Raw genomic sequence first — 25156 nt, 5'->3', positions numbered from 1 at the left:
AGGCGACGCGAGCCGGGCGCCGGACGAGCACCGGACGCGCATCAGTCGAGCAGCACAGCCCCGGAGCGGGCTCCGAAGACGGAAGAGCCGAGCAATCGGCCAGAGGTATTCCCCATGGCACCGCGCATTCTGCTGGCCCGGCACGGGCAGACGGAGTGGTCCCTGTCCGGCAAGCACACCGGCCGTACGGACATTCCGCTCCTGGAGGAGGGCCGCCGCGGCGCCGAGCTCCTGGGGGAGCGGCTGCACCGCGAGCCCTGGGACGGCCTGCCGGACGTCGAGGTCCGCACCAGCCCCCTGGTGCGCGCGAAGGAGACCTGCCGGCTGGCCGGCTTCGGCGACCGGGCCCAGGACTGGGACGCGCTGATGGAGGTCGACTACGGCGCGTACGAGGGCCTGACCCCGGCCGACATCAAGGCCGGGCGCCCGGACTGGCTCATCTGGCGCGACGGCGTCCCCGAGGGCGAGACGCTGGCCCAGGTAGCGGCGCGGGCCGACGAGGTCGTGGAGTGGGCGCGCTCCGCCGACCGGGACGTCCTGGTCTTCGCGCACGGCCACATCCTGCGCTCCCTGGGGGCCCGCTGGCTCGGCCTGGACGTCTCCTTCGCCGCCCGCATCCGCCTGGAGCCGACGTCCCTGTCCGTACTGGGCTGGGCGTACGGGGAGCCCGCCATCGAGCGCTGGAACGACACCGGCCACCTGGGCTGAACCCCGGTGCGACGGGCCCGGAGGACAGCGGCGCGCCGCAGCCGCAGGGCCCGTGCCTGCCCCTCGGGCCGTACCCCGCCACCCCTCGGGCCGTACCCGCTGCCTCTCGGGCTGTACCCCGCCCCTGGAGGCTCCTGCCCCCCGGCCCCTCCCGCCCGGAGCCCGGTCAGGCCGTGTGCGCATCGCTCTGCTGCCCCGGCCGCGCACCGTAGGCCGTCCGCCGCCCGCCCTTGCCGACCGTCGTCCGTACGGGCGGCCGGGTGGCGGCGTGCCGGTCCAGGAACGCGCCGACCTCGTCGCCCGCCCTTCCCGCGCCGCTCCGGTACGCCCGCAGCGCCCGCGCCGTGGAGTCCAGCATCGTGCGGATACGGGCCGACCGGACGTCTTCCAGGAGGGCCAGCGCCCGGGTACCGGCCGTCGCGGCCTCCTCCGGTGCCCGGCTGAGCGCGAGATCGCCCGCGAGTTCCGCGGTGAACAGGGCGATGTTCCGGGTGAAGTGCGGGTCCTGGAGTGCCACCGCCCGGCGCGCGTGCGTCGCCGCGCGCCCCTGCTCGCCCAGTGCGGACCAGCACTGCGCCTCCAGACCCGCCAGCTCGGCCTCCCCGTAGAAGGACATCCACTCCGGGTCGTTGTCGGACGGCCCCCGGGCGAACAGCCGCTGCGCCCGCAGGAGCGCCTGCTCGCAGCTCCTGCGGTCGCCCAGGCCCGCCCAGCCGCCCGCCTCGCGCAGCGCCAGGAGGGACAGCAGGCGCGCCGAACCCAGGTTCTTCGCGGCCTGCTGGGCGGCCTGCGCGGCGCGTACGGCCTCTCGGGGGCGGTGCGCGTCGCGCGCCAGGAAGGCGGTGTTGCAGAAGGCGTGCGCCTCCAGGGCCGCGTCATCGGCCACCCGGGCGGTGGCCAGCGCTTCGGCGTAGTGCGACCGGGCGTCGCCGAAACGGCCCGAGTCGTGCGCGAGCCAGCCGACGGAGATGGCCAGTTCGCCCGCTCCCGCGTACAGGCGGTCGCTGACGGAGCTGCGCTGCACCCCGGCGTCCAGCAGCTCGTAGGCGGTCCGCAGCGGCTGCACGGCGCGCCGGTAGAGGCCCTCGCCGCCGTGCCGGTCGTCCAGCAGCCGGATCCGGCGCACCGCCTCCTCCACGGCGGCCGCCTCCGACGCGCCGGCCCGTCCGGGCCCGTCCGCCGGGGAGGGGCGCGGTGCGCGGGGCGCCGCGTCCGGCAGGCCGGGACCGGCCGCGGCCTTCGGGACGAACGGTGGCAGGGCGGTGAGCCCCAGCGCGGCGGCCGGGCCGCCCGTGATGAACGCGCGACGCAGCACGTCGCTCTCCTTGCCGGTCTGGATGTCCGTGTCACGACGCCCGGGTCCGGCCCCGGGCCCTTCCGGGCGCCCGGCCGCCGGTCCGGCGCCCGTCCGTGTACCGGGAGGCGCCCCGGTGCCGCCGCCCGCCTCCCTTCCGCCGTCCGCACGGGCCGCCCGGGCCCGCCGCCCGCGCACCGTCTCGCGCGGCGCGAACCCCATGTCCGCGAGGGTGAGTCCGGGGAACATGTGCCGGAACACCCGTTCGTAGGCGTAGTTCGGGCACCGGATCTCCCCGGCCTCGACGCGGCCCACGTAACGGGCGTCGCACGCGACCTGCTCCCCGATGTCGCGCGCGGCGCGGCGCACCGACGCCGCGAACTCACCCGGTGACAGCCGGCCGCGCAACTGCCGGAAGGCGTGGTTGGGCTGTGCGGGAACGTGCTGGGACGACGCTGATCTCGCGGCTGGCGATGCCATGGCGGAGCCTCCGTGCCCTCTCCGTGGCGGTGCCGCGGCCTGGCGGTGCGGCGGGACGACGGTACTAGCTGTGACCGGACCGACACACAGGGTTTGGCTACAAAACGGATATCTCACCCCCGATCCGCCATGAAGTGCCATCCATTGCGGCGGCCCGCCGCCGTAGCCGTTGACGTGTCCGGACGTTGAACAGGAAGTAAAGGGAGCGGCGTGTGCAGAGGAGGGGTTTCCGTGCGGGAGACCGGTGTGGCCGACGTCAGGACCGCCGTCAACAGCGAGGCGGGTGCCGGGGGGACGGCGCGCGGCGGAGCCGGGCGCGCCGGGCGCGCGGCGCACCCCAACGGCCGTCCGGGCGCGCACGGTTCACCGGCCGCGGACCGGTGCTGGCCCTCCGCGGACCGCGGTCCGCTCCCCGAGGCGCCGCGGACCTGCGACCTGGTGACGGTGCCGGCCCGCCAGGGACTGGAGGCGGTCGACATCCTGCGGCTGCGGGCCGGTGTCGGCCCGGTCCTGCACGACGACGCCTGCGACACCCTCGGCTTCCTCGTGCCGCCGGGCACGGCCGACGGCTGGGACCTGCCGGGCAGCGCCTGTACCCAGACGTACGAGCGCGAGGCGCCCGAAGGGGGCGCGCGGAACGCCGGCGGCGCCCCCGCCGAGCCGCCCGTCACGGGCACCGACTGGCTGGTGTCCCCGGACGGGGCGTGCGGCACGGCCACCGACCCCGTCGTCCTGCGCGAGGCCCTCGGCGAGGCGGCCCGCACGATCGAGGCCGTCGACCGCTGCCGCTGATATCGGCCCCGACGTGGCCGCTGCCCGTGCAGCCGGTCCCGGTCCCGGGCCCGCCCCGGCCGCTGCCCTCTGCCGTCCACTCTGACCTGCGGCTACGCGGCATACTGGAGGCATGGCGAAGAGCAGGCGCGGCCGGTCCCGTACGGGGCCCGAAGCCGTGGTGGCAACCGTGGACGGCGGCGTCGCCGAACTGCGTCCCGACCGGGACCGGCCGCGCGGCTGGACCCTGCTCGTCGACGGGGCGCCGCAGTCCCATGTGGACCTCGACGACCCGGCGTACCTGGACTTCGCGTACCAGCGCCGCCTCGGTCACATCGCCGATCTCGCCGCGCCGCCCGGCAAGCCCCTCCAGGTGGTGCATCTGGGCGGCGGGGCGCTGACGATGGCGCGCTACGTCGCGGCCACCCGCCCGCGCTCCACCCAGCAGGTCGTGGAGATCGACGCGCCGCTGGTCCAGTTGGTCCGCCGGGAGCTGCCCTTGGACGGCGGCTGGCGGATCAGGGTGCGCAACGCGGACGCGCGCGCGGGGCTCGCCAAGATCCCGGACGGCTGGGCGGACCTGGTGATCGCGGACGTCTTCAGCGGCGCGCGGACTCCGGCGCACCTGACCAGCGCCGAGTTCGCGGGCGAGGTCGCGCGGACGCTGCGGTCCGGCGGCTGGTACGCGGCGAACCTCGCGGACGGCCCGCCGCTGGCCTTCGTGCGGGCGCAGGTCGCCACGGTCCGTACGGTCTTCCCCGAGCTGTGTCTGACCGCCGACCCGGCCGTCCTCCGGGGCAAGCGCTTCGGGAACGCCGTACTGCTCGCCGCCGCCGGCCCGCTCCCGGTCGCCGAACTGACCCGGCGGGCCGCGACCGACCCTCAGCAGGGCCGGGTCGAGCACGGGCGCGCGCTCCTGGACTTCACCGGGGGAGCGCAGCCGGTGACGGACGCGACCGCGGTGGACTCGCCGTCCCCGCCGCCCGCCGTCTTCATCTGAGCGAGCCGGGGAGGCCGCGCGGGCTGCCCGGCGGCGCGGGGAGGGCCCGGGGCAATGCCTGCCTCACGTCGCGTGGTTGTCCGTCTCGACTGTCGGCGGGTGCCCGTTCCAGGCGCAGATGACCGAGGTGTGTCCCGCGCCGCCCCGGAAGTCGACCCGGAGCCACTGGTCCTGCTGCCACACCTGCATCTGCCAGCCCGCGTCCGGGGTGGCCGACACCAACTGGGCAGAGCGGGAGCCGAGGTCGATGACCACACGGCCGCCCGCGGTGGAGAAACTTTTCACCGTGCTGCCCGTCGCGGGTGAAGCGGCGGCGCCGGACGGCGGGTGCGGGCCGCTGCCCGTACCTTTTCCGCCACCACCGTCGGACGTGCTGCCGTCGTCCCCCTTGGGATGAGCGCCAGGTCGGGTGGACTGCCCGGGGCGGGGGGAGGCCGGAGCGGACGGCTTGGGCCGGTGCGTGGAGGAGGCGCGAGGCGCGACCCCGCCGTCGGTCCCGGCGGACGCGGACGGCGCGCTGTCGGAGAGCGGGAGCGCGCGCGGCGGGTCGTACGCCGTCCCGGCCAGCACCGTGTGCACGCCGAACCACGACAGCGTGACGGCGGCGCCCGTCGCCAGCGTCCAGGCCGCCGTGTGAACCAGTGCTCTGTGCATCTGGCTCATACTGCATCACGCACTCCACCGGGGCAGAGGGCCGGAGGGCCCGGAGAGGGCGAACGAAGGTGATGTCGCGGGAGGTTCCGGGACAGGATGGATGCGGCAGTCAACACCCGTCGAAATGAGGGCTGATGGTACGGCCCGCGGCGTCAACCTCAGGTAAAGAAGTGCCCTCGAATGGCGTACGGTGCCGCCCATGGCAAGTGTGCTCGTGGTCGAGGACGACCAGTTCGTGCGCTCGGCCCTCATCCGGCATCTGACCGAGGCGTCCCACACGGTGCGCAGCGTCGGCACGGCCCTGGAGGCGCTGCGCGAGGTGGCCCACGTCGGCTTCGACGTCGTCATCCTGGATCTCGGCCTGCCCGACCTGGACGGGGCCGAGGCCCTGAAGATGCTGCGCGGGATCACCGACGTACCCGTGATCATCGCCACCGCGCGGGACGACGAGGCCGAGATCGTCCGCCTCCTGAACGACGGGGCCGACGACTACCTGACCAAGCCGTTCTCGGTGGAGCACCTCTCCGCCCGGATGGCCGCCGTGCTGCGCCGCTCCCGCGGCGCCGCGACGGGCGGCGAGCCGCCGTCCCGGGTGCTCCAGGTGGGCGGCCTGAGCATCGACCCGCTGCGCCGCCAGGCCGAACTGGACGGCGCCGCACTCGACCTGACCCGCCGCGAGTTCGACCTGCTCGCCTTCCTCGCCGGCCGCCCGGGTGTCGTCGTGCCCCGCAAGGAACTCCTCGCCGAGGTCTGGCAGCAGGCGTACGGCGACGATCAGACCATCGACGTCCACCTCTCCTGGCTGCGCCGCAAACTGGGCGAAACGGCCGCTCGGCCGCGGTATCTGCACACCTTGCGCGGAGTCGGCGTAAAGCTGGAGCCACCGCTGTGACGCCCGCGCGGACCGGGCGCCGGGGGGCGTGCGCGCCGGAGCCGCCCGCGCGCGCCGCCGGACCTTTCCGGGGCCTTCCCCTGGAGCCGTCGCCGTGAGATGGGCCCTGGTCAAGGTGTGCCTGGCCGTCACCGCGATGGTCGTGGTGGCCTTCGCCGTACCGCTCGGGCTCGTCGTCAAGGAAATGGCCAAGGACCGCGCGTTCTCCAACGCGGAGCGGCAGGCGGCCACCATCGGGCCCGTCCTGGCCATCACCACCGGTCACGCGCAGTTGGAACGCGCCGTCGCCAGCACCGAGAGCGGGACCGGCGGGTACATCGGCGTCCATGTGCCGGCGGACGACAAGGGAGGCGAACCGGCCGAGATCGGTTCCCGGCGGGCCCGGCCCGAGGACGTCGCGGCCGCGGTCGACCTCGGCCGTGCCTCCATCGCGGCGGCGCCCGGCGGCTCGGTCCTGCTCCAGCCCACCGCGGTGGCCTCCGGCATCGCGGTGGTCGAGGTGTACGTGCCGGACGCCGCGCTCACCAACGGCGTCACCACCTCCTGGGTGGTGCTGGCGGTGGTCGGCCTCGCGCTGGTCGTCGGCTCGGTCGCCGTCGCCGACCGCCTCGGCACCCGGATGGTGCGGCCCGCCGAACGGCTGGCCGGCGCCGCCCACGACCTGGGCCAGGGCAAGCTGGGCGTACGGGTACGGGAGGACGGCCCCAGGGAACTGCGCGCGGCGGCGGCCGCCTTCAACGCGATGGCGGACCAGGTCGTCCAGCTTCTGGCCAACGAACGCGAGCTGGCCGCCGATCTCTCCCACCGCCTGCGCACCCCGCTGACCGTGCTGCGCCTGAACGCCGCCTCGCTCGGCGAGGGCCCCGCGGCCGACCAGACCCGCGAGGCGGTCGCCCAACTGGAACGCGAGGTCGACCAGATCATCCGTACCGCGCGGCAGCAGAGGGCGCACGCCCAGCAGATGGCCGCGGTGGCCGGCTGCGACGCGGCCGAGGTGATCAGGGAGCGGATGGACTTCTGGTCGGCGCTCGCGGAGGACGAGGGGCGCACGGTGCGCGTCGCGGGCGCGGACCGGCCGGTACGCATCCCTGTCGCGCGCTCCGACCTCGCCGCGGCGCTGGACGCGATGCTCGGCAACGTCTTCCGGCACACCCCCGAGGGCACCGCCTTCGCGGTGGACGTGCACAACGCCGAGGACGCGGTGATCGTGCTGGTCTCGGACGCGGGCCCGGGCATCGACGACCCGGACGCGGCCCTGCGGCGCGGCCACGGGGACGGCGGTGACGGGTCCACCGGGCTCGGCCTGGACATCGTGCGGCGGCTCGCGGAGACGACCGGCGGGGACGTCCGGATCGGCCGGTCCGTACTGGGCGGCACCGAGGTACGGGTGTGGCTGGCGCTGGACGGCGCGCGGCGGGCACGTGCCGGGCGCCGCCGGCACACCGGGCACCGGCTGCGCCGGCGGCTGGGACGGCGCCTCGGACGGTCGCGGGGGCGGCGGGCGGCGGGGCGTGCGCAGGGCGGTGGCGGCGGGGAATGAACGTTTCGGCCCGGGCCGCGGCCGCGCATCCGTCGGGCCGGTTGCCGGGCTCCCACCGGGCGGATTGCCGGGCTCCCACCGGGCCGATGGCGGGGCCCCCACCGGGCCGGTTCGGCCGTTGTGCTTAACCGGTCCCTTTCGCTCCCTTAACGGCGCCATAAGTCTTCCGACTGCCGTACCGAAACCGGCATGTGTCCGTTTCCTGATCGCTAGCGTGCGGGACGCACCACCGCACCACCGTTCCCCACGACGAACAGGCAGGCACGACATGAGTTCCTCGGCACACCGCCGCCGCACGAGCCGCAAGGCCAGGCTGATCGGTACGGCAGCGGCGGCCGCGCTGGCGGCGGGCGGCGCCTTCGCCGCCGCCGGCTCCGCGCTGGCCACCAAGGCGCCGGAAGCCGCTCCGGAGCCCACGGCCGGCGGCGCCTTCTCCCCGTACGTCGACACGTCCCTGTACCCCGCGTACGACCTGGTCGGCACCGCGAGGAAGACCGGGGTGAAGACCTTCAACCTCGCCTTCGTCACCTCCGGAGGCGGCGGCTGCGAACCGAAGTGGGGCGGCTCGGGCGGGCTGGGCGACGACGCGGTGGCCCGGCAGATACCGGCGCTGCGCCAGGCCGGCGGCGACGTACGGATCTCCTTCGGCGGCGCCAACGGTTCCGAGCTGGGGCTGGCCTGCAAGTCGGCGGGCGAGCTGGCCGCCGCGTACGGCAAGGTCATCGACAAGTTCGCACTCGAAAAGGCCGACTTCGACATCGAGGGCGGCGCGCTGCCGGACGCCGCCGCCAACACCCGCCGCGCCCGGGCGATCGCCCAGCTCCAGAAGCAGCACCCGGGGCTGGACGTCTCCTTCACGCTGCCGGTCATGCCCGAGGGCCTGACGCAGGACGGGGTGAACCTGATCGCCGACGCCAAGAAGAACGGCGTGCGGATCTCCGCCGTCAACATCATGGCGATGGACTACGGCGCCTCCTACGACGGCGACATGGGCAAGTACGCCGTCCAGGCCGCCACGGCCACCCAGGCGCAGCTCAAGAAGGCCCTCGGCCTCGGTGACGCGGCCGCCTGGAAGGCCGTCGCCGTGACCCCGATGATCGGTGTCAACGACGTGCAGAAGGAGATCTTCACGGTCGAGGACGCCAAGGAACTGGTCACGTTCGCTCAGTCCAAGCGCCTCGGCTGGCTCTCGATGTGGTCCGCCACACGCGACAAGGCGTGCCCGGGCGGACCGCAGAACTCCGCTCAGCCGACGTGCAGTTCCGTCGCGCAGAAGCCGCTCGACTTCACCAAGGCGCTCGGCGCGTACTGAAGCCCGGTACCTGCGAGAGCTGACCGGCAGCACGCGCCAGAGCGGGCCGGACCAGCACCGAGTCATACCCCCGGCCGGACCAGCACCGAGCCACACCCCCGGGCGGGACACAGCGGCCACCCCCCCCACCGCTGTGTCCCGCCGCCCTCATGAGGCGGTCACATCGGTGTTCAGGGCGGGCAGTTCGCCGGTGCGCGCCACTCCCGCGTACCAGTGGGCGCTCGACTTGGGCGTACGGACCTGCGTCGTGAAGTCCACGTACACCGAGCCGAACCGCTTGCTGTAGCCGTACGCCCATTCGAAGTTGTCCATCAGCGACCAAAGGAAGTAGCCGCGCAGGTCGGCGCCGTCGGTGACCGCTCGGTGCGCGGCGGCGAGATGGCCGTGGACGTAGGCGATGCGCTCCGGGTCGTGCACCGCGCCCTCGGCGTCGGGCCGGTCGTCGTAGGCCGCGCCGTTCTCGGTGATGAACAGGGGCAGCCCGGGAGCCTCCCGGTGAAAGCGCATGAGCAGGTCGTGGAGGCCGGTCGGATCCACCGACCAGCCCATCGCCGTACGGTCGCCCGGCGGCTGGTGGAAGGCCACCCGATCGGCTCCCGGCCAGGGCGAACGGGCCCCGGCGCCGTGCCCGTCGTGCCGCGGCAGGGGGGCGTTGTCAGTGCCGCCTGATACCACTGTGGGTGTGTAGTAATTGATGCCCAGCGCGTCGAGGGGGTGCTTGATGACGGCGAGGTCGCCATCGTGGACGAAGGTCCAGTCGGTGATACGCGCGGTGTCCGCGAGGAGATCCGCGGGGTACGCGCCGCGCAGCAGGGGCCCGGTGAAGATACGCGTCGCCAGCGCGTCGATCCGCCGCTGAGCCTCCAGGTCCTCGGGTGCGCCGGTGCGGGCGCGTACGGCCGCCGGGTTGAGACTGATCATGACCCGGCCGCGGGCGGGCAGCGCGGCGCGCAGCGCCTGGGCGGCCAGTCCGTGCGCGAGGTTGAGATGGTGCGCGGCGCGCAGGGCGGCCTCCGGATCGGTGCGGCCCGGTGCGTGCACCCCCGACCCGTATCCGAGGAACGCGCTGCACCACGGCTCGTTGAGGGTGGTCCACCACTCGACACGGTCGCCGAGGGCGTCCGCGACGATCGCCGCGTAGTCGGCGAAGCGCTGCGCGGTGTCCCGGTGCGGCCAGCCGCCCCCCGAGGCGGAGCCGCCGTGGATGTCGGCCTCCAACTCCTGGGGCAGGTCCCAGTGGTAGAGCGTGAGCACCGGCTTGATGCCGTGGGCGAGCAGGTCGTCGACGAGCCGGCGGTAGAAGTCGAGTCCGCGCTGTACGGCGGGGCCGCGGCCGGTGGGCTGCACCCGTGACCAGGAGACGGAGAAGCGGTAGGCACCGAGCCCGAGGGCGGACATCAGCTCCACGTCCTCGTGGCGCCGGTGGAAGTGGTCGACGGCGACGTCACCGGTGTCGCCCCCGGCGACCTTGCCGGGGGTGTGGCTGAAGGTGTCCCAGATCGACGGGGTGCGGCCGCCCTCCCGGGCGGCGCCCTCGACCTGATAGGCGGCGGTGGCCGCACCCCAGACGAAGCCGGGCGGAAAGCGAAGGGGGCAGGACATGGCGGTACTCCCGTTCACGAGGACGCGGCGCACGGCGCGGGCCGTGCGGAGCGCGTGGCGCGATTGGTGCAAGCGGTGCAGGCAGTACATGCGGTGCGGACGGTGCGAGTGGTTCACGGACGCGGTCCGGCCCGTACGACAGCACGTACGGACCGTACGGCCCCGGGGGAGCGGCGCGGTGGCTCACCGGTCAGCCCTTGACCGCGCCCTGCATGATCCCCCCGACGATCTGCTTGCCGAACAGGACGAACGCGACGAGCAGCGGCAGCGTGCCGAGCAGCGCGCCCGCCATGATCACGGACTGGTCGGGGATGTAGCCGCGGCCGAGGCCGGTCAGCGCGACCTGCACGGTCGGGTTGCCGTTCTGCGTCAGCGCGATGATCGGCCAGAAGAAGTCGTTCCACGCCTGGACGAAGGTGAGCAGGCCGAGCACCGCCATCGCGGGCCGGGCGGCCGGGAAGACGACGTGCCACACCACGCGCCAACTGTTCGCGCCGTCCGTGCGGGCCGCCTCGATCAGCTCGGTGGGCAGCGCCTGGAGCAGGTACTGCCGCATGAAGAAGACACCGAAGGCGCTGACGAGGGTGGGCAGGATGACGGCCTGCAACTGGTCGGTCCACTCCAGCTCGGCGACGGTCATGAACAGCGGCACGACACTGAGCTGCGGCGGCACCATCATCGTGCCGATCACCAGCAACAGCAGCAGCTTCTTCGCCCGGAACCGCAGCTTGGCGAAGGCGAACCCGGCGACGGTCGAGAAGACCACCGTGCCCGCCGCGATCGTCGTGGCCACCACCGTGGTGTTCAGCAGCGCCGCGCCCATGTTGGCGTCGGACCAGGCCGTACCGAGGTTCTTGAGCAGGTTCCCGCCGAACCAGAACGGCGGTGGCGTCTGGGCCAGCCGGGTGTTGTTGCGGGAGGCGGCGACGGCGGTCCACAGCAGCGGGAAGAGCGAGCCCGCGGTGAAGAGGATCAGCACCGCGTAGGTCACCTTGCCGCCGTGCAGGTGCCGGCCGGCGCGTCGGGCGGTCATGGCTCCTCCTCACTGGCTCGTGCGCAGCCGGCGGGCGATCAGCGCGTTGACCGCGGCGATCACCAGCAGGATCAGGAACATCGTCCAGGCGATGGCCGAGGCCCGGCCGAGATGGAGGTTCACCCACCCCTGCTCGTACAGGTACAGGCCCAGCGTCTGGTACTGGTGGTCGGCGCCTCCCGAGGCCCCGGCGCTCCCGCTGAACAGCAGCGGCTCGCCGAACAACTGCGTGGCACCGATCGTCGAGACCACGCAGGTGAACAGGATCGTCGGCCGCAGCGACGGCACCGTGACGTACCGGAACTGCTGCCACCGGGAGGCGCCGTCGAGCGCCGCCGACTCGTACAGGTCGTGCGGTATCGCCTGCATGGCGGCCAGGTAGATCAGCGCGTTGTACCCCGTCCACCGCCAGACGACGATCGTGGAGACCGCCAGCTTGGCGCTCCAGGGCCCGTTCTCCCAGTCGACGCCGTCCGCGCCGACCGTGTTCAGCAGCCAGTTGACCAGCCCGTAGTCGCGCCCGAAGAGCAGCACGAACACCAGCGTCGCGGCGGCAACCGAGGTGGCGTACGGCGTGAGCAGCGCCACCCGGAAGAACATCGAGCCGCGCAGCCGGTAGTTGAGCAGGTGCGCGAGGCCCAGCGCCATCAGCAATTGCGGGACGGTCGAGAGGACGCCGATGACGAAGGTGTTCCCCAGGGCGTTCCAGAAGAAGTCGTCGCCGAGCAGCCGGGTGAAGTTGCGCAGCCCGGCCCACTCCATGTCGGTGGGCGCGGTCAGCTCCACACGGTGCAGTGCGGCCCAGCCCGTGTAGAGGAGGGGGAAGAGCCCGAAGGCGGCGAAGAAGAGGAAGAACGGGGCGATGTAGAGGTACGGGCTCCAGCGCAGGTCCCGCCGGTAGCGGCGGCTGCGGCGCTCCCGCACGCGGACGGCGGCGGGGGCGTCGGAAGCGGGGCTGTGGGAAGCGGGGCTGTCGGAAGTGCGGGTCGTCCGGCCGTCCACGGCTCACTGGTCCAGCGCGTTGTCGATCGACTCGACCGCTGCCCGCCAGCCCTGTTCGGGGGTCTTGCCCTGCTGGTCGACCTGGAGCACCCCCACATCGGTGATGTTCTGGTTGACGGTGAGGTCCTTCGGGCCGAGGACCTGGTCGGGGATTCCCTCGGCCGCCGCGGCGAAGATCTTGCCGATCGGCGCGTCCCCGAAGTACGGGTGCTTGGCGCCGGACACCGCGGGCAGCCCGTACGCCGCCCGGGCGCTGGGGAAGCTGGCCTGCTTCGTGAACAGCTTCGCCTGCTGCTCGGGCGCGGTCAGCCAGGCCGCCAGCTTGACCGCCTCGCTCTTGTGCCGGCCCGCTTCCGGGACGGCGAGGAACGAGCCGCCCCAGTTCCCGGGCTTGGGTGCGGCGGCCACGTCCCACTTGTCGCGGCCCTGGTCCCCGGACTTCTCCTTGATGTAGCCGAGCATCCACGGCGGGCAGGAGACCGTCGCGAAGCGCCCGTTGGCGTACGCCTGGTCCCAGGACTTCTGGAACTGCTGGAGCCGGGCGGTCAGTTTGCCCGTCGCCGCCCGCATCGCCGCGTCCCACGCCTGCCGCACCGACGGGCTGTCCTTGTAGACCAGCTTGCCGTTCCGGTCGTAATAGCGTTCGGCGCTGCTGGAGATCACCGCGTTGTACACACCGGAGGCGGAGTCCACGAAGGACGTGCCCGCCGGCGCCTTGTCCTGGAAGCGCTTGCCGACGTCGAGGTACTTCCCCCAGTCGCCGGCCCAGAGTTTGGCCACCGCGTTCCGGTCGGTCGGCAGTCCGGCCTTGGCGAAGAGGTCCTTGCGGTAGCAGATCGCCATCGGCCCGATGTCCGTGCCCAGGCCCACGGTCCTGCCGCTCGCGTTGGTCGCCTGTGCCCACTTCCAGGGGATGAAGTCGGCCTTCCGTACGCCCGGCGCCTTCGAGAGGTCGACGAGCTTGCCCGCCTGGGTGGCGGTGACCTCGGCGATGTTGTTGACCTCGACCGCCTGGATGTCGGCGAGCCCGCTGCCCGTGCTCAGGTGGGTGAGGAACTGCGGGTAGTAGTTCTCGTTCCGCTCGATCGAAGTCTCTTTGATCGTGATGTCCGGGTGCAGCTTCATGTACGCGTCGTAGAGCCCGGCCTGCTTGTAGCCGAAGACGCCGAAGACGCCGACCGTCAGGGTGGTCTTCCCGGCGGCGGCTCCCGACGAGCCCTTCACGCCGGGGGTGTCGCTGTCCTCGGCGCAGCCGCCGAGCAGCGCGGCCCCGAGCACGGCGGCGGTGGTGAGGGCCACCGCCCGCCGACGGGTGCCGCGGATCGTCGTTCGCATGGCGTCTCCTCCTGGTGCCCTGCAGACCGTACGTGCGGGATGTGGGGTGTCCAGTACTGTGGGAGCGCTCCCAGTCGTGATGAGGTGAAGGGTCGCCGTTCCAGGGTGCGCATGTCAAGGGCTCGCGCGCCAACACCCGCCGGACGGTTCGTTGTTGAATGTACGGCCAGGACGGCAGGCGGAGGCGGCGATGGCAGCAGGCGGACGGCGCGGGGGCGGCAGACCCACCCTCGAAGAGGTCGCCGCGCGCGCGGGCGTCGGCCGCGGCACGGTCTCCCGCGTGATCAACGGCTCGCCCCGGGTCAGCGAACGGACCCGCTCCCTGGTGCAGCAGGCCGTCGCCGACCTCGGCTACGTACCCGACCGCGCCGCCCGCGCCCTGGCCGGCCACCGCGCCGACACGGTCGCCCTGGTCGTACCGGAAGCCGAGACCCGGCTCTTCGCCGAGCCCTACTTCTCCGGCATCCTGCGCGGCGTCAGCGCCGGACTGGCCGACCACGACATGCAGTTGCTGCTCACCCTGATCCGTACGACCAAGGAGCGGCGCCGCTTCGCCGACTACCTCGCCGCGCACCGCGTCGACGGCGTCCTGCTGGTCTCCGTGCACGGTGACGACCCGCTGCCCGACCTGCTGGGCCGGATGGCGATCCCGACCGTCCTGAACGGCCGCCGTACCGCCGGGGAAACCGTTCCGTACGTGGACTCCGACAACACCGGCGGCGCGCAGAGTGCCCTGGAACACCTCATCGGCCGCGGCCGGCGCCAGGTCGCCACCATCGCCGGGCCGCCCGACATGTACGTGGCCCACTGCCGCCTCGACGGCTACCGCCGGGCCGTACGCGCCGCCGGCCACCCCGAGGACGACGCCCTCGTCGCCCACGGCGACTTCACCGAGGAGGGAGGCCGGCGCGCCCTGCGCGAACTGCTCGCCCGCCGCCCCGCCCTGGACGCCGTCTTCTGCGCCTCGGACGTGATGGCCGCGGGCGCCCGCCAGGAACTGCGTACGGCGGGCCGCCGCATTCCGGACGACGTGGCCCTGGTCGGCTTCGACGACTCCGCCATCGCCCGGCACATGGACCCGCCGCTCACCAGCGTCCGCCAGCCGATCGAGGAGATGGGCCGGGCGATGGCGGGACTGCTGATGGCACAGATCACCGGGGAGACGGAGGGCAGCGGCCCGCACCCGCGCTCGGCGGCCGGCTCGGCCCGGTCGGCCGGAACAGCCGGAACGGCGGGCCCGGCCGACGAGGCCGCCCCGGCCGGGCGCCACCTGGTGCTCCCGACGGAGCTGGTGCGACGGGAGTCGTCCTGAGCGTCGCGAATGACCGCCCCCAAGTCCGGTGGCATGGCCCGAGTTCGGGGCTGGCCTGGGGCCTGGGTCCGGCCCCGGCTCTGCGCCCGCCTTCGCCCCAGGAGCTGGGTCCGGCTTCGAGCCTGGAACCGGCCCGGCCGCGCCCCGAGCCCCGGGGCCGGCCCCGGCCCCGGGACTGGCCCCGAGGCTGGGGCCGGCCCCGGCTATGGGTCCGTCCCCGTCTCAGGGACTGGTCCCGGGTCGGAGTCCGGCCCCGAGCCTGGGGCCGGCCCGGCCCGGGATCGGCCCGGCCCGGGCCCGCCGCGAGCTCCGGGCTTGCCTCGACCCCGGGCTTGCTCCGGCTCTGGGACTGTCCCCGATCCTGGGACCGGCCCCGGGGGGCTTACGCCCCCCCGTGCCTCAGCCCCCCGTGCTTTGCTCCCCTGGGGCGCTTTGCCCCCCCGCCTTGCCCCGGGGCCGGCCCGCCCCCGTCGCCCTACACCGCCGGATACGCGTTCTTCAGCAGCTCCCGGAATTGCGCCGGGAACCAGTGTCCGGACAGGGGCGCGTCCGGCAGTGCGCCCGATCGGTGGTGGTTGTTGCGCGGGTTGCCCTCGTACGTCGGGTCGCACATCCGGTCGAAGCCCTTGCCCTCGCTGTTCGGGACGGCTGAGCTGGAACCGTCCGACTCACCCGGCGGCTTCATCCATACGTACGCGTCGATGCCCGCCGCCGGAGCCGTCCGAGGGCGTTCGCCCAGCCCCGCCCCCGCCTGGTTGCACCAGTTTCCGACGTGCAGCCTGCGGTCGTACCGGCCCGCGTCCACGTACGTGTCCACACTCGTCCGCGGCCCGGGGCCGGCGGGCCGCGCGCTGCCGCCCCAGCCGTTGCGCGAGGTGTCGATCAGCATGCCCACATCCGGGCGGAACCCGGCCCGCACCGCCTCCTGCCGGAACGCCTGGGCGAACGACAGCTCGTCGGCGTAACGGTTCCAGTCCACCCACTTCGACTCCCGTACCGACCGGCCCGCCACGCTGTCGCCCAGGGCGAAGTTCTCCTCCTTCAGCGCGCTGTAATTGGCGGTGTTGGTGATGAAGCCGTGCACCTTGTCGACCGTGCTGCCCTCGGCCGTGGCGGCCTGGTGCAGCAGCCGCGCCGACGCGCCGAAGTTGTCGTCCCAGCCGATCCAGCCGTGGTGCCCGGCGTCCACGTAGTTGTAGACGTTCGGGACCGCGCCGAGTCTGTTGAGCGCGTACCCGACGCCCTTGACGTAGTTGCCGTTGGCGAGCATGGCGTCGCACTGCGGCGTGGCGGTGGCCCGCCCGCCGGTGTTGGTGACGAGGTTGGGCAGCGAGTCGATCTCCACGGTGGTCACGATCCGCAGCGACGCGTACTTCGGGTCGGCGAGGACGGCCGCGACGGGGTCGATGTAGCGGGTCTTGTACGCGTCGATCTCCGTCGGCCCCAGTTCGCCGTTGGAGGCGAGCGCCGCGCAGTCCCGCCCCGGCAGGTTGTAGATGACCAGCTGGACGACGAGCGGCCGGCCCGCCGCCTGCCGTAAGGCGGCGTCCAGATGGCCACGCAGGCCCATCGAGCCGCCGGTGCCGCCGATGGCCGCGATGCGGTCGAGCCAGACGCCGGTCGGCTGACCGGCGACCTTGCCGCCGCCCGGCTCGGCCGCGGCCTTCGCCGACCACTCCGGGTTCACGTAGACGCCCGCACCCGCGTACGGGTTGTCGACGCGGGCGGCGTCCGGTGCGGCGTATGCGGTGCCCCGCAGGACGTCGGCGGCCCCGGCGGCGGTCAGCAGGGCGCAGGCCGCGAGCGCGACGGCCCGGTTGCGGCGTCGGGCGGCGCGGTTCCGTACGGAGCGGGTGCGGTGCTGCGCGGTGCGGCGCCGGTCGGGCGCGGTGGAAAGGTGTTCAGCGGAACGTCTCATGAGCGGGTCGTCCTTTCTGGGTACGGGATCCAGTACGCGTCTCGGCCCCGGACTCACGCCGGGTTCAGGGCGCGCAGGTGGTCACGAAGCCCCACGCCGTACGCGGTGGGCGTCCCGGCGTAGTCGCGGATGAGGGCCGGTCCGGCGGCGCAGTCCCAGGTGTTCCAGGTCCAGCCCAGGTACGACGCCCGGCGCCCGTCCAGCCACCGCATGACGCGGTCGGTGAAGGCGTGGGCGCAGGTGTTCTCGCCGATCTCGCCGGTGACGAGCGGCACGCGGTCGGCGACCGGCCCCAGCGTCCGGGACCAGCAGCCCTCGTCGGCGCAGGCGTTGAAGTTGTACACGTGCCAGGCGGCCGCGAGATTGCCCGCCGGGTCCTTCGGCGCGTACGCGGTCCACCGGCTGAGGTCGTTGGCGTACGCGAGACCGCCCACCAGGACCGGGTTGCGGGCGCCGGTGGCCCGTACGGCGTCCACCAGGGTCTGCATCCCGGCGACCTCGTAGCCGATGCCGGGGCAGTTCCCGCCGTCCCGCCAGCAGGCCCAGGCGCGTTCGGTGTCCGGGGTCGCGCGGTCCGGGTACGGCTCGTTGAACAGGTCGAACACGACCTCGGGCGCGTTCTTGAAGGTGCCGGCGACCGAGGACCAGAAGGCGGGGGAGTGGCGCCGGTCCGGCATGGGTTTCTGGCAGCTCGCGTGTTCGTCGGCGCAGCCGGCCGAGGGGCCGGTGTAGCGGCCGTGGCTCCAGTGCAGTTCGAGTACCGGCGTCAGGCCGTGGGCCGTCAGCCGCCGTACGTAGTCGCGCACGGCCGAGGTGTAGGCGGCGCCCGCGTACCGGGGGTCGATGTTGGTCGTGCCCAGCCAGCACTCCTCGTTGAGCGGGATGCGGACGGCGTTGGCGCCCCAGCCCGCGATCGCCGCGACGGACGCGTCGTCCACCGGGCCGTCGAAGATCCCGCGGCCTTGTACGCACGAGAACTCGGCGCCGGAACGGTTCACCCCGAGCAGGCGGTGCGGGGTGCCGGCGCGGTCGACGAAACGGTGGCCCTCGACGCGCAACTGCGGCGGCGCGGCCCGGGAAGCGCCGGATGCGGGGGAAGCGGCCGAGGGAACGGTTGCGGGTGGGGCTACTGGGGTGGATGGGGTGACCGAGACGGCCGAGGCGGCCATCGTGAGCGGTGTGACCGAGGGGGCCGGGGAGACCGCGGTGAGCGCTGGGTCCGAGGCGGTGGGCGGTGTGGCCGAGAGGGCTGAGATGGGCGGTGTGGCCGAGGCGGCCGGGGCTGCCGGGGTGGACGGTGACGCGCCCGGTAGAGCGAGTACCGCGGTCACCGCCAGCGCGTACAGGCGTAACGGTCTGCGCATGAGCGACTCCTCGGGTCGTCCGCGGGCACGGTGGCCCGCGACGGATGGAATCGCTCCCACTGGTTGCCGGGAGGTTAGTGCCAACTCACCGTATTTCAAAGGCGAGTTGCTTAATTCTCGCCACAGGAGCCCGTGTCGGACGCGTGCCCCTTCCCTCTTGACGGCCCGCTCGCCCGCCCCAATCCTTGGGAGCGCTCCCACTGGTTCCGGCACACGGCCCGGCGCGCGCCCCCTCCGGCGTGCCCGGCCTCCGCCCCGCTCCGCACGCCGCGGCCTCACTCCGGGCTGCGTACCTCCGCACGGAAGGAGATCGGCGTACTGCCCGTACGGTGCTGGAAGAACTTGGCGAAGTTCGCGGCGTCGGCGAAGCCGAGGCGTACGGCGATCCGGGCGGCGGTCTGGTCGCCGTGGGCCAGCAGCCGCTTGGCCTCCAGCACCACGCGACGGTCGATGAACTCCTTCGCGCCCACGCCGGTGGCGGCGGCGGTCGCGCGGGAGAGGGTGCGGGGCGAGTAGCCGAGCGCCCGCGCGTAGTCCTCGACGCGGCGGCTGCGGGTGAAGCCGCGCTCCACCGCGTCGCGGAAGCGGAGAAAGGTCTCGCTCGCCTCGCAGACACCGCCGCTTTCGCCGTCCGCCGCGCGGCCGTCCCGCGCCCCCGGGCCCCGCGCGCCCCCGCCCCGCGCCCCCTCGTCCCGTACGGACAGCCGGGCGGCCCGCAGGACCAGTACGGCCAGCAGGTGCCGCAGCACCTCGATGTGCGTCTCCAGGGGCAGGCCGCGCAGCGCCCCGAATTCCTGGTGGAGGTGGCGCAGGGCAGTCTCGACCGCCTGCGCCTCTTCTCCCGCCGGCCGGAGCGCTGCGGGGCCGAACCAGTCCTCCAGCCGGGCCGCGGCCGCCGTCACCGGATCGAGAAAGCCGGATTCGAACAGCACCAGCCGCCCCTCGGCCCGGGACAAATCACCGAAGTGGTGAACCTGTCCCGGACGCACCCACATCCAGTCATTCGCGGACAGCTCATACTTTCGGAAGTCCACGGTGTGCCGGAGATGTCCGGTGTCCACCACCAGGAGATGGTGGAAGTCCGGACGGTGCGGTACCGCGAGGGCGCAGGAGTCGGCGCGGTCGCGCAGCTCGGCGAGGGTCAGCACTTCCACCCCGGCGGGTCGTCCGGCCGGCGCGGTGAAGGGGACTTCCGGGATGCTCTCCCCGGCGTCCTGTGCGGCGTGTCGGTTTTTCACCATCGTTGGTCCCGTGCCTACCCCGGTATGTCGAGTTCGCGCCCCTAGCGTAGAAGACGTCAGCCCGGCTGATGACGGAAAACGGAAAGCCGGACCCGAGCCAGACCACGCCCCGGCAGGGGCACAGGGAGTACCGCCATGTCCAAGATCGCCATTTTCGGAGCCAACGGCACCATCGGCAGCCGCGTCCTCGACGAGGCGCTGCGCCGCGGGCACCAGGTCACCGCGGTCGTCCGCGACCCCGCGAAGATCACCAAGACCGACCCGAACCTGACCGTGACCACCGGCGACATCCTCGACCCGGCCTCCGTGGCGGCCGCGGCCCAGGGCCAGGACGTCCTGGTCAGCGCGGTGGGCGGCGGTGACGGCCCGGGGCACCTCGCGACGATCAAGCCCTCGGCCGAGTCCCTGGTCGCGGGTGTGCGCACGCTCGGCGAGGCCGCGCCCCGGCTGATCTCCGTGGGCGGCGCAGGCTCGCTCCGTACGCCGGACGGCAAGCAGGTCTGGGACGCGGAGGGCCTGCCGGAGTTCCTGCTCCAGATCATGCACGCGCACGGCGACGCGCTGGACTTCTACCGCACCGTCACGGACGTGCGCTGGACCAACGTGAGCCCGGCCGCCCTGATCGAGCCCGGGGAGCGGACCGGCACCTACCGCACCGCCCTGGACGACCTGGTCACCGACGCGGAGGGTGTCAGCCGGATCACCGCCGAGGACTACGCCGTCGCCCTCCTGGACGAGATCGAGAAGCCGCAGCACATCGGGGAGCGCTTCACCGTCGGCTACTGAGCTGCCGACTGCGGGGCCACCGGAGCGCCGGGCCTCCGGGGTGCCGGCCTCCAGGGCGCCGGGCCTCCGGAGCGCCGAGCCTCCGGGGTGCCGGGGCGCTGGGCCTCGGTCCTCCGGGCCGGCGGCCCCCGGGGCACCGGCGGCCCCTCGGTCTCTCGACCCTCCGGGCCACCACCCCCTCGACCCCTCAGTCCCCCGGAGCACCGCCCCGAAGGACCCCCACCCCGCAACTGTGTCAGCCGTCACACCCGCCAACGCGGGGGGCCCTCGGATCCGCCAGCCCCGGCCCCAGGCTTCCACCCCCGCCAACGACTAGGGCCCCCGGACGCTTTCACGTCCGGGGGCCCTACTCGTTGGGGTGAGTAACGGGACTTGAACCCGCGACATCCTGGACCACAACCAGGTGCTCTACCAGCTGAGCTATACCCACCATGACCGGTGCTGTGTGGTGTCTTGTTCCCCACCGGCTGAGAAAAAGTGTACAGGGTCTGGAGGGGTGCTCGCTCCCGGCTTTGGGTCAGGCCGGGAGCGAGCTGCGTCACTCCGGGTCCGCGGGCAGGACGTGCCTGGCCGCGATCTCCTTCGCGGTGTCCGAGTCCGGGCCGGGCTGCGGCACGAAGACCGCCTCCCGGTAGTAGCGGAGTTCCGCGATGGATTCACGGATGTCCGCCAGCGCCCGGTGGTTCCCGTTCTTCTCCGGACTGTTGAAGTACGCCCTCGGGTACCAGCGCCGGGCCAGTTCCTTCACGGACGACACATCCACGATCCGGTAGTGCAGGTGGCTCTCCAGCTCCGGCATGTCGCGGAGCAGGAAGCCCCGGTCGGTGCCGACGGAGTTGCCGCACAGCGGTGCCCGGCCGGGTTCCGGTACGTGCTGCTTGAGGTACTGGAGCACCTGTTCCTGTGCGTCCTCCAGCGTGGTGCCACTGTCCAGCTCGGCCAGCAGCCCGGAGGAGGTGTGCATCTGGCGCACGACCTCGGGCATGGTGGTCAGGGCCTCGGCCGGGGGGCGGATCACGATGTCCACCCCGTCGCCCAGGACATTCAGCTCCGAGTCGGTGACCAGGGCGGCCACCTCGATGAGCGCGTCGTTCGCCAGCGAGAGCCCGGTCATCTCGCAGTCGATCCACACCATGCGATCGTTCATACGCCTCACCCTACGGGGCGCTCCCGCTGACTGGGCAGCACCGGGCGGCCGGCCGGCCGCCCGGCGGGCTGTTCCGGAAGCCGCGGCGCGTAGGCGTCGGATTCCGGTTTGCCCGGCTCTGTCGGCGCGAGCGCGGTGGCCTGGCTGTGCACCGGCTGGTTGTGGCCCGCCGTACTGTGCCCCGGCTGGCCGCCCGACCCGTGCCCGCCCGGCCCGCCGTGCCCCCCGTGCGAACCTTGGGGGTGCCCGCCCGGACCGTGACCGCTCTGGGGATGACCCTGCGTATGCCCGCCAGGGCCGAGTCCCCCTTGGGTGTGTGACGCCTGGCTGTGCGACGTCTGCCCGTGGTGCAGCGGTCCGTGGCCTCCCGGCAGATGGCCCGCCGCGGCTGCGGCGAACCGGTCCGCACCGGCACCGGGGCGCTCACCGCGCTCCGGCCGGTCCGACCGGGTGACCTGCTCGGGCACCCCGTTCTGCGGCCTGCGCGCGCGGTACGCCGCGCGGTAGGCCGCGGGTGAGGCACCCAACTGCCGCCGGAAGTGGCCGCGCAGGGCGACCGGCGACCGGAAACCGCAGCGTCCGGCGACCTCGTCCACGGAGTAGTCCGAGGTCTCCAGCAGCCGCTGCGCCTGGAGGACGCGCTGGGTGATCAGCCACTGCAGCGGAGCGCTCCCGGTCAGGGACCGGAAACGGCGGTCGAAGGTACGGCGGCTCATGTAGGCGCGGGCCGCCAGCGTCTCCACGTCGAACTGCTCGTGGAGGTGCTCCAGCGCCCAGGCCACGACCTCGGCGAGCGGGTCCGCACCGATCTCCTCCGGTAATGACCTGTCCAGGTACCTCTGGTGTCCCAGGTCCGACGCGGTGCGCCGGGGCGGGACCACCAGCCGCCGGGCGAGCGCGTTGGCCGCGTCCGCCCCGTGGTCGGTACGGACGATGTGCAGGCACAGGTCGATGCCGGCGGCGGTCCCCGCGGAGGTCAGCACGTCGCCGTCGTCGACGAAGAGCTCGCGGGGATCGACATGGACGGACGGATAACGCTTGGCGAGCGTCGGCGCGTACATCCAGTGGGTGGTCGCGGGCCTGCCGTCGAGGAGCCCTGCGGCGGCGAGCACGAAGGCCCCCGTGCAGAGCCCGACGATGCGGGCCCCTTCTTCGTGCGCCCGGCGCAGCGCGTCCAGCGCGGCCGGTGGTGGTGCCTGTGTGATGGACCGCCAAGCCGGAACGACGACGGTGCCCGCGCGGGCGATCGCCTCCAGCCCGTAGGGGGCCGACAGTTCGAGCCCCCCCGGTGGTGCGCAAAGGCGCATCTTCGCCCGCGCACACAAGTAGTCGGTACCGCGGAACACCCGCGTCCTGGCGGTCGATGCCGAAGACCGAGAGCGGAATGGAGCTCTCGAAAATCGGGCCGCCACTGAAGAGGAGCACCGCGACTATTTCGCGGCGTCGTCGGGCGGCGAGCTTGCGTGCGGCATCTGGTACGGCAGCGGAGTCCTGGCTCATGGCACTTAAGCCCCCCTCGGTCGTCTCGCCCTCTCGGTCCTGCACTGTTCCCCCGCCGTGATTGCCAAGATCGAATCTACTGCGTCCCGTGAGGATGGAGTGCCAAGTTCACCACCCGCTCGTATGTCGATATGGCAACTTGGCGCGAAGCATTCGATCACGAAGCGTTCCACTCGTCGGGCCTGCTGGGAAGTACGCCTCTCGCCTCTGCCCGTCAGCCGTAGGGCGCAACCACGCCCCGCGGTCCTTTCCTCCCAGCTCAGGCCCGGGTTGCGGGTCGCTTTTGCCAAGGGATGCACTCGGACACGAAGTTGGCCGAAAACGAACCTGGGCAGGCTTGCGGGCGCGTCATTCCTCCGGCGTACGCCCCTCGGAGCGGCGCCCTCCCCGGTGGGCTCCGGTCCCGGTACGGCTGTGCCGGCCGCGGTGTGGGGCGATCTCGTCGGGCGACGGACGGGCGGCGGTGCGCTCGGACTGGCGCAGCAGGGCCCGGCAGGCACAGGTCACCGTCGCCAGTCCCACGGCGGTGCCGAGCGCCCCGGCGGCGGACGCGCCGCACAGGACGAGGACGAGGGGCACCACGGCACAGCTGAACGCCGCCCAGCGGACGAGATCGCTCACCGGATCGGCTGATGTGTTCGAAGGACCGGGCACGGCGTACTCCCTCCAGGCAGGCTGGTACTACAACGGCTGTGGGGGTCCATGGGTCACCGCGATGGGTACGTACGGGGGCAGGCCGGGGCATTGCCATCCGGCCCACGCTCCGGCATGCTCCGGGGAATGTTCGAGCGGTACTCCGCCCGTGTGGCCGCGGGGGGCCGCTCCCGCATCAGGGGTCCGCCGTCCGCGCGGGGCTCTGGGCAGCGGAGGGCTGGCGCCGTACTCTTGGGGTAAGGCATTGGGAAGATGATTCCCGGTCGTGTTGTTCCCCTTTGAACTACAGGGCCGACCTCTCGATCAAGCCAGCTCAGTCAACTGCCGGATCAAGTCAATCGCCGCTCCCCGTCCGCCCCTCCGCAAGGACCTCCTTCGCCGAGACACCATGGCCGGTCACGAAATCCCCGAACCCGCGGACCGCAAGCAGGTCGCCGATCCGACGGCTGACCTCGAAGCGGCGGATCAGACACGTCACTCCTGCGATCCCGCCTTCCGGCACGGTGTCGTCGTCGGCTTCGACGGATCGACGTCGAGCGAACGAGCGTTGGCGTATGCAATCGGTATGGCACGGCGCTCCGGCTCCGGCCTGATCATCGTCCATGTGGCCAACCGGCTGCCCACGACGGTCTGGGCGGGCTGTGAGCCCCCGGTCTTCGTGGACGTGCCGGACCACCGTACGGAAGTGCTGGGGCTGGAGCTCGCCTGCGCCGACCACCTCGCGGAGATTCCGTGGGTCCTCGTGGAGCGCGGCGGCGACATCTGCCACGAGCTCGAAGAGGTCGGACACGAGTACGAGGCCGACGCGATCGTGGTCGGCTCGACGCACGGCATCGTGGGCCGGATCTTCGGCTCGGTCGCGGGGCGGCTGGCCAGAAGGGCGCAGCGGCCCGTGGTCGTCATTCCCTGACCGCCGCTTCTCCGGCCGCTGTGTCCCCGGCCGTCTGCCGACCGCTTCCCCCGGCCGGTTCTCCGGCCGCCACGGGACGGCACGCCTCTGACGCGCCGCGCCTCTGATGCACCGGACCTCAGGCGCACCGGGCCTCTGGCGCACCGCGCCTCCGACGCACCGCACCCTTGGAGCACCGCACCCCCGGCGCGCCACGTCCCTTGCGCGCCACGCTCCTGACGCACCGTGACCTTCTGGGGCATGAGGTGAGGGAGCGTCACCAGCGTTCCGTACCCGCGCAGTCGGCATATTTACTGGCCCGTAGAGGTGGAATGCGCGGTGCTGGGGGGTAGAAATCCGATCAAGAGGGCGCGAACGGAGCGTGAACGGCCGGGACGGCCGGGCGCGGCCGGCGTCGCTCCCGGGGAGCGCGGGCACCCCGGCGGACGGGGCGGTCCGCCGCCGGCTCTCCGGCCGTCAACAGCGTGCTGCCGCCCGGGAGGTGACGGTTCCCGGGAAGGCGGCCACCGCCGGCGTAAGGGCGACGCCGGCAACAGGGGAGGCGGTGCCCCGCGCGTCTGGTGGCACGCGCGGGGCACCGCCTCCCGCCCATCGAAAACACAGCGTCCGGGGGGGGGGGGGGGGCCCCCGGGGCCCCCCCCCCCCCCCGGGGCGCCCCCCCCCCCCCCGGGGGGGGGGCGCCCCCCCCCCCCCCGGGGTAA

The 25156-nt window shown here is 73.2% G+C and carries 19 protein-coding genes, 1 tRNA gene and 2 pseudogenes; 9 read left to right on the top strand and 13 right to left on the bottom strand.

The genetic code is table 11. The annotated features are described in order from the left end of the window. The first annotated feature begins 114 nt into the window (after positions 1-114). Complete coding sequence (locus AB0A97_RS05320; protein ID WP_361144628.1) at positions 115-708, top strand: histidine phosphatase family protein; 594 nt, start codon at positions 115-117, stop codon at positions 706-708. A 166-nt stretch (positions 709-874) separates the two neighbouring features. Here AB0A97_RS05320 and AB0A97_RS05315 read toward each other — a convergent pair whose 3' ends face one another. Beyond that, a complete protein-coding gene (locus tag AB0A97_RS05315; RefSeq protein WP_361144625.1) occupies positions 875-2482 on the bottom strand; it encodes a tetratricopeptide repeat protein in 1608 nt (535 codons plus the stop codon). Positions 2483-2713: 231 nt separating this feature from the next. On the opposite strand from AB0A97_RS05315, the gene AB0A97_RS05310 reads away from it, so the two are divergent. Beyond that, positions 2714-3274, top strand: coding sequence for a hypothetical protein (locus AB0A97_RS05310; protein WP_361144622.1), 561 nt, complete (start codon positions 2714-2716; stop codon positions 3272-3274). A gap of 112 nt (positions 3275-3386) precedes the next feature. Then, positions 3387-4253 carry a fused MFS/spermidine synthase gene (locus AB0A97_RS05305; RefSeq protein WP_361144619.1) on the top strand — a complete coding sequence of 289 codons (867 nt, stop codon included), beginning with the start codon at positions 3387-3389 and terminating at the stop codon, positions 4251-4253. Between the two features lie 63 nt (positions 4254-4316). Here the strand turns inward: AB0A97_RS05305 and AB0A97_RS05300 are convergent, their stop codons facing one another. After that, positions 4317-4907, bottom strand: coding sequence for a hypothetical protein (locus tag AB0A97_RS05300; protein ID WP_361144616.1), 591 nt, complete (start codon positions 4905-4907; stop codon positions 4317-4319). 199 nt (positions 4908-5106) lie between these two features. Here AB0A97_RS05300 and AB0A97_RS05295 point away from each other — a divergent pair, with 199 nt between their 5' ends. From AB0A97_RS05295 to AB0A97_RS05285, 3 genes and pseudogenes are all read left to right on the top strand, one after another. Continuing rightward, positions 5107-5799, top strand: a complete 693-nt coding sequence (locus AB0A97_RS05295; RefSeq protein WP_361144613.1) for a response regulator transcription factor — start codon at positions 5107-5109, stop codon at positions 5797-5799. A gap of 94 nt (positions 5800-5893) precedes the next feature. Then, a complete protein-coding gene (locus AB0A97_RS05290; RefSeq protein ID WP_361144610.1) occupies positions 5894-7339 on the top strand; it encodes a HAMP domain-containing sensor histidine kinase in 1446 nt (481 codons plus the stop codon). A gap of 418 nt (positions 7340-7757) precedes the next feature. Beyond that, positions 7758-8651 (top strand): annotated as a pseudogene (locus AB0A97_RS05285) (chitinase); the annotation flags it as partial. A 147-nt stretch (positions 8652-8798) separates the two neighbouring features. On the opposite strand, the gene AB0A97_RS05280 reads toward AB0A97_RS05285, so the two are convergent. The 4 genes from AB0A97_RS05280 to AB0A97_RS05265 all read right to left on the bottom strand — a co-directional run bounded on the left by AB0A97_RS05280 (position 8799) and on the right by AB0A97_RS05265 (position 13623). Then, complete coding sequence (locus tag AB0A97_RS05280) at positions 8799-10253, bottom strand: GH1 family beta-glucosidase (RefSeq protein ID WP_361144607.1); 1455 nt, start codon at positions 10251-10253, stop codon at positions 8799-8801. A gap of 190 nt (positions 10254-10443) precedes the next feature. Continuing rightward, positions 10444-11286, bottom strand: a complete 843-nt coding sequence (locus tag AB0A97_RS05275; RefSeq protein ID WP_361144604.1) for a carbohydrate ABC transporter permease — start codon at positions 11284-11286, stop codon at positions 10444-10446. 9 nt (positions 11287-11295) lie between these two features. Next, the gene (locus AB0A97_RS05270) at positions 11296-12210 is read right to left on the bottom strand and encodes a sugar ABC transporter permease (RefSeq protein WP_361145307.1); all 915 of its coding nucleotides are present in this window, start codon (positions 12208-12210) and stop codon (positions 11296-11298) included. 81 nt (positions 12211-12291) lie between these two features. Then, the gene (locus tag AB0A97_RS05265) at positions 12292-13623 is read right to left on the bottom strand and encodes an ABC transporter substrate-binding protein (RefSeq protein WP_361144600.1); all 1332 of its coding nucleotides are present in this window, start codon (positions 13621-13623) and stop codon (positions 12292-12294) included. 190 nt (positions 13624-13813) lie between these two features. On the opposite strand from AB0A97_RS05265, the gene AB0A97_RS05260 reads away from it, so the two are divergent. After that, positions 13814-14935, top strand: coding sequence for a LacI family DNA-binding transcriptional regulator (locus tag AB0A97_RS05260; protein ID WP_361144597.1), 1122 nt, complete (start codon positions 13814-13816; stop codon positions 14933-14935). 475 nt (positions 14936-15410) lie between these two features. Here AB0A97_RS05260 and AB0A97_RS05255 read toward each other — a convergent pair whose 3' ends face one another. From AB0A97_RS05255 to AB0A97_RS05245, 3 genes are all read right to left on the bottom strand, one after another. Continuing rightward, entirely contained in the window at positions 15411-16853 is a 1443-nt protein-coding gene (locus AB0A97_RS05255; RefSeq protein WP_361144594.1) for a glycoside hydrolase family 6 protein, read from the bottom strand. A 53-nt stretch (positions 16854-16906) separates the two neighbouring features. Further along, a complete protein-coding gene (locus tag AB0A97_RS05250) occupies positions 16907-18217 on the bottom strand; it encodes a cellulase family glycosylhydrolase (RefSeq protein ID WP_361144591.1) in 1311 nt (436 codons plus the stop codon). A 275-nt stretch (positions 18218-18492) separates the two neighbouring features. Continuing rightward, entirely contained in the window at positions 18493-19458 is a 966-nt protein-coding gene (locus AB0A97_RS05245) for an AraC family transcriptional regulator (RefSeq protein WP_361144588.1), read from the bottom strand. A gap of 135 nt (positions 19459-19593) precedes the next feature. Between AB0A97_RS05245 and AB0A97_RS05240 the strand changes: the two genes are divergently transcribed. Then, the gene (locus AB0A97_RS05240) at positions 19594-20244 is read left to right on the top strand and encodes an NAD(P)H-binding protein (RefSeq protein WP_361144585.1); all 651 of its coding nucleotides are present in this window, start codon (positions 19594-19596) and stop codon (positions 20242-20244) included. Positions 20245-20598: 354 nt separating this feature from the next. Here the strand turns inward: AB0A97_RS05240 and AB0A97_RS05235 are convergent. The 4 genes and pseudogenes from AB0A97_RS05235 to AB0A97_RS05220 all read right to left on the bottom strand — a co-directional run bounded on the left by AB0A97_RS05235 (position 20599) and on the right by AB0A97_RS05220 (position 23545). Beyond that, positions 20599-20674: transfer RNA gene (locus AB0A97_RS05235), tRNA-His, on the bottom strand. Between the two features lie 108 nt (positions 20675-20782). Further along, complete coding sequence (gene orn / locus AB0A97_RS05230) at positions 20783-21391, bottom strand: oligoribonuclease (RefSeq protein WP_030018887.1); 609 nt, start codon at positions 21389-21391, stop codon at positions 20783-20785. Positions 21392-21765: 374 nt separating this feature from the next. Then, a pseudogene (locus AB0A97_RS05225) lies at positions 21766-22891 on the bottom strand (helix-turn-helix domain-containing protein); the annotation flags it as partial. 348 nt (positions 22892-23239) lie between these two features. Beyond that, positions 23240-23545: a hypothetical protein gene (locus AB0A97_RS05220; RefSeq protein WP_031004675.1), complete on the bottom strand. Its 306-nt coding sequence runs from the start codon at positions 23543-23545 to the stop codon at positions 23240-23242. A gap of 388 nt (positions 23546-23933) precedes the next feature. On the opposite strand from AB0A97_RS05220, the gene AB0A97_RS05215 reads away from it, so the two are divergent. Continuing rightward, a complete protein-coding gene (locus AB0A97_RS05215; RefSeq protein WP_361144582.1) occupies positions 23934-24455 on the top strand; it encodes a universal stress protein in 522 nt (173 codons plus the stop codon). Positions 24456-25156 lie beyond the last annotated feature (701 nt).

The sequence above is a fragment of the Streptomyces sp. NPDC045470 genome, assembly GCF_040646595.1.
GTDB lineage: Bacteria > Actinomycetota > Actinomycetes > Streptomycetales > Streptomycetaceae > Streptomyces.
This window is presented reverse-complemented; position numbering and strand designations above follow the sequence as displayed.

Bases quoted from the DNA above. Each gene is read 5' to 3' on its own strand.
- AB0A97_RS05320 (WP_361144628.1), top strand. From the start codon at position 115: ATGGCACCGCGCATTCTGCTGGCCCGGCACGGGCAGACGGAGTGGTCC.
- AB0A97_RS05315 (WP_361144625.1), bottom strand. From the start codon at position 2,482: ATGGCATCGCCAGCCGCGAGATCAGCGTCGTCCCAGCACGTTCCCGCA.
- AB0A97_RS05305 (WP_361144619.1), top strand. From the start codon at position 3,387: ATGGCGAAGAGCAGGCGCGGCCGGTCCCGTACGGGGCCCGAAGCCGTG.
- AB0A97_RS05300 (WP_361144616.1), bottom strand. From the start codon at position 4,907: ATGCACAGAGCACTGGTTCACACGGCGGCCTGGACGCTGGCGACGGGC.
- AB0A97_RS05295 (WP_361144613.1), top strand. From the start codon at position 5,107: ATGGCAAGTGTGCTCGTGGTCGAGGACGACCAGTTCGTGCGCTCGGCC.
- AB0A97_RS05280 (WP_361144607.1), bottom strand. From the start codon at position 10,253: ATGTCCTGCCCCCTTCGCTTTCCGCCCGGCTTCGTCTGGGGTGCGGCC.
- AB0A97_RS05275 (WP_361144604.1), bottom strand. From the start codon at position 11,286: ATGACCGCCCGACGCGCCGGCCGGCACCTGCACGGCGGCAAGGTGACC.
- AB0A97_RS05265 (WP_361144600.1), bottom strand. From the start codon at position 13,623: ATGCGAACGACGATCCGCGGCACCCGTCGGCGGGCGGTGGCCCTCACC.
- AB0A97_RS05260 (WP_361144597.1), top strand. From the start codon at position 13,814: ATGGCAGCAGGCGGACGGCGCGGGGGCGGCAGACCCACCCTCGAAGAG.
- AB0A97_RS05255 (WP_361144594.1), bottom strand. From the start codon at position 16,853: ATGAGACGTTCCGCTGAACACCTTTCCACCGCGCCCGACCGGCGCCGC.
- AB0A97_RS05250 (WP_361144591.1), bottom strand. From the start codon at position 18,217: ATGCGCAGACCGTTACGCCTGTACGCGCTGGCGGTGACCGCGGTACTC.
- AB0A97_RS05245 (WP_361144588.1), bottom strand. From the start codon at position 19,458: ATGGTGAAAAACCGACACGCCGCACAGGACGCCGGGGAGAGCATCCCG.
- AB0A97_RS05240 (WP_361144585.1), top strand. From the start codon at position 19,594: ATGTCCAAGATCGCCATTTTCGGAGCCAACGGCACCATCGGCAGCCGC.
- orn (WP_030018887.1), bottom strand. From the start codon at position 21,391: ATGAACGATCGCATGGTGTGGATCGACTGCGAGATGACCGGGCTCTCG.
- AB0A97_RS05215 (WP_361144582.1), top strand. From the start codon at position 23,934: ATGGCCGGTCACGAAATCCCCGAACCCGCGGACCGCAAGCAGGTCGCC.